At 39.6% G+C, this 4,726-nt stretch carries 7 protein-coding genes; 3 read left to right on the top strand and 4 right to left on the bottom strand.

What is annotated here, in order from left to right; genetic code table 11:
- Positions 1 to 202: 202 nt before the first annotated feature.
- Genes LVD47_RS23190 through LVD47_RS23180 form a run of 3 tightly spaced genes read left to right on the top strand, consistent with a single transcriptional unit; the run spans position 203 to position 2,080 of the window.
- The gene (locus LVD47_RS23190; protein ID WP_236981086.1) at positions 203 to 355 is read left to right on the top strand and encodes a hypothetical protein; all 153 of its coding nucleotides are present in this window, start codon (positions 203 to 205) and stop codon (positions 353 to 355) included.
- 13 nt (positions 356 to 368) lie between these two features.
- Positions 369 to 1,097, top strand: coding sequence for a DUF6088 family protein (locus LVD47_RS23185; RefSeq protein WP_236981084.1), 729 nt, complete (start codon positions 369 to 371; stop codon positions 1,095 to 1,097).
- Positions 1,094 to 2,080, top strand: coding sequence for a nucleotidyl transferase AbiEii/AbiGii toxin family protein (locus tag LVD47_RS23180; protein WP_236981082.1), 987 nt, complete (start codon positions 1,094 to 1,096; stop codon positions 2,078 to 2,080). The genes LVD47_RS23185 and LVD47_RS23180 overlap by 4 nt, the downstream gene beginning before the upstream one ends.
- Before the next feature lie 161 nt (positions 2,081 to 2,241).
- Here LVD47_RS23180 and LVD47_RS23175 read toward each other — a convergent pair whose 3' ends face one another.
- The 4 genes from LVD47_RS23175 to LVD47_RS23160 all read right to left on the bottom strand — a co-directional run.
- On the bottom strand, positions 2,242 to 3,099 hold the full coding sequence (locus LVD47_RS23175) for a nucleotidyl transferase AbiEii/AbiGii toxin family protein (protein ID WP_236981080.1): 858 nt from the start codon (positions 3,097 to 3,099) through the stop codon (positions 2,242 to 2,244).
- Complete coding sequence (locus tag LVD47_RS23170) at positions 3,099 to 3,899, bottom strand: type IV toxin-antitoxin system AbiEi family antitoxin domain-containing protein (protein WP_236981078.1); 801 nt, start codon at positions 3,897 to 3,899, stop codon at positions 3,099 to 3,101. Before LVD47_RS23170 ends, LVD47_RS23175 begins: the two co-directional genes overlap by 1 nt.
- Before the next feature lie 442 nt (positions 3,900 to 4,341).
- Positions 4,342 to 4,500, bottom strand: a complete 159-nt coding sequence (locus LVD47_RS23165; protein WP_236981076.1) for a hypothetical protein — start codon at positions 4,498 to 4,500, stop codon at positions 4,342 to 4,344.
- Positions 4,501 to 4,533: 33 nt separating this feature from the next.
- The coding region (locus LVD47_RS23160) for a hypothetical protein (protein WP_236981074.1) at positions 4,534 to 4,726 on the bottom strand (193 nt) is incomplete at its 5' end.

Here is a 4,726-nt window from a genome sequence, read left to right as displayed (position 1 = left end):
CCTTAATCTCATCACCCTGGCCCGGGAACTGAAAATCAAAGGGAGAGTGATCAAATACTGAAAAATGAGTATCTTAACAACGGTACAAATACAGGTATAAACTTTCGGTACAAAGCCCCGTTCATAAGAGTGAGATACATTGGTTTATAGAAATATCAGTAAGAAAATTATATATAAATATCAACTACAATTTAAGTGAAACATGGATAATAATGAACTATTAGAAAAAATCAAAGACCTGGAGAAGTTAATCATTACCCACTCAGCGAAAAAGGTATTGCCCCTGGAAGAAACCGTTTGGCTCACTCTTATGTCAAGTTTTCTGCTCCATAAACTTGACATTTCAAAAATATAAGTATCTTTACATTATGGCATTGGCAACTGAAATACGCAAACGAATTAAAACCTTATCGGAAGGCAAAACCTTCGGGTATGATGATTTGTGTCTTGCCAAAAAAGACTATGCCACAGCTGCCAAAGCCCTGGAACGCCTGCAAAAAGAAGGCTTGATAAAAAAAGTTTCCAAAGGTGTGTTTTATAAACCCGAGCAAACGATTTTTGGCGAGTTAAAGCCCGATTACAACGAACTGCTGCGCCCATATTTGTTTGAAAACGGCAAAAGGATAGCCTACGAAACCGGAACATCGCTTTACAACCGTTTGGGGCTTACCACGCAAATGGCGTTTCGCATCAAAATTGCCAGCCGTGGTAAACGCATCAACATCAACCGGGAAAACTTAAAAGCAGATGCCGTAAAAAGCTATGCCGAAGTGACCGATAGTAATTACGAGACTTTAGGGTTGTTGGATGCATTCAAAGACATTAAAAAGATTCCCGATTGCTCTACAGAACAAGCAATACGCAGATTAAGTGCCATAATAAAAGAACTCAACAACAAGCAAACTGCATCCTTACTAAAATATGCTTTGGTGTATCCGCCAAGAGTAAGAGCATTGGTAGGAGCCGTATTAGAAAATATGGGTAGTAAAGTACAAGGTATTGAAAAACTAAAAGAAAGTCTAAACCCACTCACTACCATCAAATTGGGTGTGAAAGAAAGCGAATTGCCCACTAAATCAAATTGGTATATCGAATGAAGTTGCACGAAAACATATCGCTATACCGGGATGCTATTCGGTTTACCGCCCAGCAAATGAACCTCAAACCCGAATATGTAGAAAAGGACTATTGGGTTACTTATACCCTATTTACCATTTTCAATAGTGAAATAGGAAAAGACACGGTATTCAAAGGCGGTACAGCGCTATCCAAGTGTTACCAAATGATAGAACGCTTTTCGGAAGATATTGACCTGGTGGTATTGAGACATGAAGGTGAAACAAACAGCAGGTTAAAATCGAAATTAAAAGGTATAAGCAGGGTAGTAGAAACCGTGTTACCAGAAGTTTCCATGGAAGGTATTACCCATAAAATGGGAATGAATCGAAAAACGGCACACGCTTACAACAAAGAATTTAAAGGTGATTACGGTCAGGTAAGGGAGGTCATTATTTTGGAATCAACTTGGTTGGGCTACTATGAACCCTTTACTACTAAAAACACCATTTCATTTGTTGGTCAAATGATGTTGAAGAATAAGCAATCTGAAATTGCAGAAGAAAACGGATTGCTCTCTTTTGAATTGTTGGCTTTAGAACCCATAAGAACCATTTGCGAAAAGATAATGAGTTTGGTCCGTTTTTCTTATGGCGACAATCCTATTGAGGATTTGAAGAAAAAAATACGGCATACTTACGATTTACATCAGCTGCTAAAACAAGACGAATTTTCAGAATTCTTTCATTCAACGGCTTTTGATGAAATGCTTTTGAAAGTAGCCAATGACGATGTGGCAGGTTTTAGAAATAACAACAAGTGGCTCATCCATCATCCAAATGAATCACTAATTTTCAAGAATTTGGAAAATGTTTGGAATACGTTGAAAGCTACCTATTCAGGTGATTTTAAAGATTTGGTGTATGGATATTTACCAAAAGAAGGAGACGTATTAGAAACTTTGAAAATGATTCAAGAAAGGTTGAAAGCAATTTCCTGGACGGTAAAAATTGAACCCAAATAATGAAATTTACAGAAGCGAAATTAGAGAAAGCATTTAATAGCGGCAATAACTTTCTTCTGTGCTCGGCCTTTGTATAGTTCCGGCCAGCCAGTTCTTTGGACAGCATGTCAAAATAGTCTGCAACTATCAATTCAACTTCTATGTTTGTCCAGGTTGCCATATCAAAAAATCTCCTCCAACAGTTTTACAATGTCTTCTTTCACTACTTCATATTCAGTCATGTTCTCCTCCGGTATCTGATGGCCTAAACTATTTTGCCAGGCAGCCTTCAGGCGTTTTTCATTTTCTTTATTGATCATCTGATCGATACCGGTGAACGCAAGACCCTTGTATTTCATTTTTTCGTGGAAGGCATTGGTCACCTCCTTCCAATCAATGTCTTCTGTGTTACGTGAAAGGTACCAGATGTCATAGAAATCCCTGGGAGCGGTGTAGGATCGTTGTATAAGTGATCGCAGTTTTTCAGCGAGCATCTCGTGTATGGAATAGCATGGAACCCTTAGTGGTTTTACTGATAATTGATCGGAATACATGTGGTGTACTTCCCGGTCTTCTGTGGGGAATACCATTTGCTCGTACAGGATGATCTCCATCTTGATGCTGCTTGTCCATCTTTTGGGAGGTGGGGGTGCCTGGTTCCTGGAGTGATCAGCTCCCCAGAATTTGACAATGGCTTTGTATCCTGTCAGCCGGTCTTTGAAACGCAATTCTGATACCTCCTGAATGTGAAGTGGAATTTCTGTTCGTTCAGTGATAAGATCCGTGATCTCTTTCAGCAGTTTTTCATCCAGGACATAACCCTGATCGGTTGACGTGAAGTCGAGATCTTCTGAAAAGCGGTAATCCGGAACATAGCACTTGCGTAAACAGGTTCCTCCTTTGAAGATGAGTGACTCCCTGCACTGGGGAATGGAAAAAATAGCATCAATGAAGTGACCAAGTACCCAGTCCTTATCTATTGTGGATTTGGCAACGTTGTTGGCTTCTGCCTGTTTCTCTATTTCTCGCTTCAATATCATTAGTACACCTTGTTGGCTATACCCAGCAGTTCGTCTTTGCTTATGTTTAACCTCAACCGCCATTCTCTGTCGTAATCACCTGTATCCGGCCCTTGGGGGTCGAATGGGTTGTATGCTTCTTTCACTTGTTGTTTTGCATAGCGGATGAATGTTTTCATGCCGGGTTTTACGAGCAATTCGGCCAGGAATCCCAATCTTTTTGTAGCAGCAATGTTGTTGACTGCTTTGCAGTACCGGATCATTGCCTGTGAAGATAGTTTTGCCTGTGAAAAAGCCCTGATCAGTTCGGCATAGCCACCTGAATATTTGGGAAGGTCAAAACAATCGACAATGGTTTTTTCTACGTCTGTCATTGAGTAGCTATGATTGCCATAACCTTCTTTGCTGATTCCTTCTCTTTTGGTTTTGGCTATAGTGACGAACTTATAACTGACTCCAAATACTTTTTTGTCTTTTTTAATCTTAGTCGTTTGGATGAAAATGGTATTTGGAAATTGCTCAGTAAGGCCGTGAAGGTTCAGAGCTGACCAGTATGCGATCGCTCCATCCGGGACAAGGAAACATCCGATCACTTTTTCATCCCGGAAGTTCGCCCTGCAGTATTTACCTCTTTCTATTCTGGAAAGTATTTTTTTGTGGGCCAGGTTCTCAATGATCTCATTCACCTCCTGTTCCCGGTCAGGGACAAGTTTTTTAACATCATCCAGGGTGAAGATGTCCATTTCATACTCATCCAACATAAGCATTAGGTCAAGTTGGGATGGGGTAAGATTCTTTGATATGTAGCTTCCTCCTGCCATTATATTCTATTAAACGATAAACCCTAAAAAATGGGGTTTTTCTACAAATGAAATATCAACACAAGTATAGGGTGATTTATGCAAAAATGATGCATTTTGTAGTAGATTATTTCCTTTTAGCTTCCGCATTCTTATCAAAGGCAATCAAATTAAACAATTCTCTCATCCGTACAATTTTGAAAGCAACTCACAACGACATTTACGTTGTATAATTTCTCAATGGCCTTTGCATCCCGGATTACATCACCATTTTGAAAATTTACCCGTAGTAACGCTAGTGTAGGTGGGCCATTCAAAACCTACATTTTTTATTTCTTCAATTATTTCTTCATGTGAATCCTGTGCAGCTTGACAAAAAAGGCACAGTATAAATATAAATAATACCATTCGAAGAAAGAGTAGATGAAATGTACTCATCTCCCCATTGATATAAAATTAGCTACTAAAATGTAGCCGCATACACCTCCGCTTCTTTTCCAGAATCAAACATTTGTACGGTATACGCCTTGCCCTGGACGGTCTCCAGGAAGTAGCGGATATTCCCTCCTCTTAGACCACAAAGGTCATATATCAGATAGGCAGTATCTTCTTTTACCTTCATCCAATGAATGAAATGTCCTAAGTGGCACAATTGTCAGGTATAGGGGATCTCATGGAATTGATGCTCCCACAGGTATTCATACAGGAAATCGTTTTCGTTGGATACGACTTTCTCATTGAGCTCCAATAATCCGTCGACGATATAGATCTCCGTATAATTATACCCGCCCGGTAAAAAGGCGGTGATGTCTTTGTTCTGATATAAGGATACGGATTTCATAGGTATT

Origin of the sequence: Membranihabitans maritimus, assembly GCF_021729145.1 — a bacterium.
In the GTDB taxonomy this organism is placed as follows: Bacteria; Bacteroidota; Bacteroidia; order Chitinophagales; family Saprospiraceae; genus Membranihabitans; species Membranihabitans maritimus.
The sequence above is the reverse complement of the archived record's forward strand: the minus strand, read 5'-3'. Positions and strand labels throughout refer to the sequence as shown.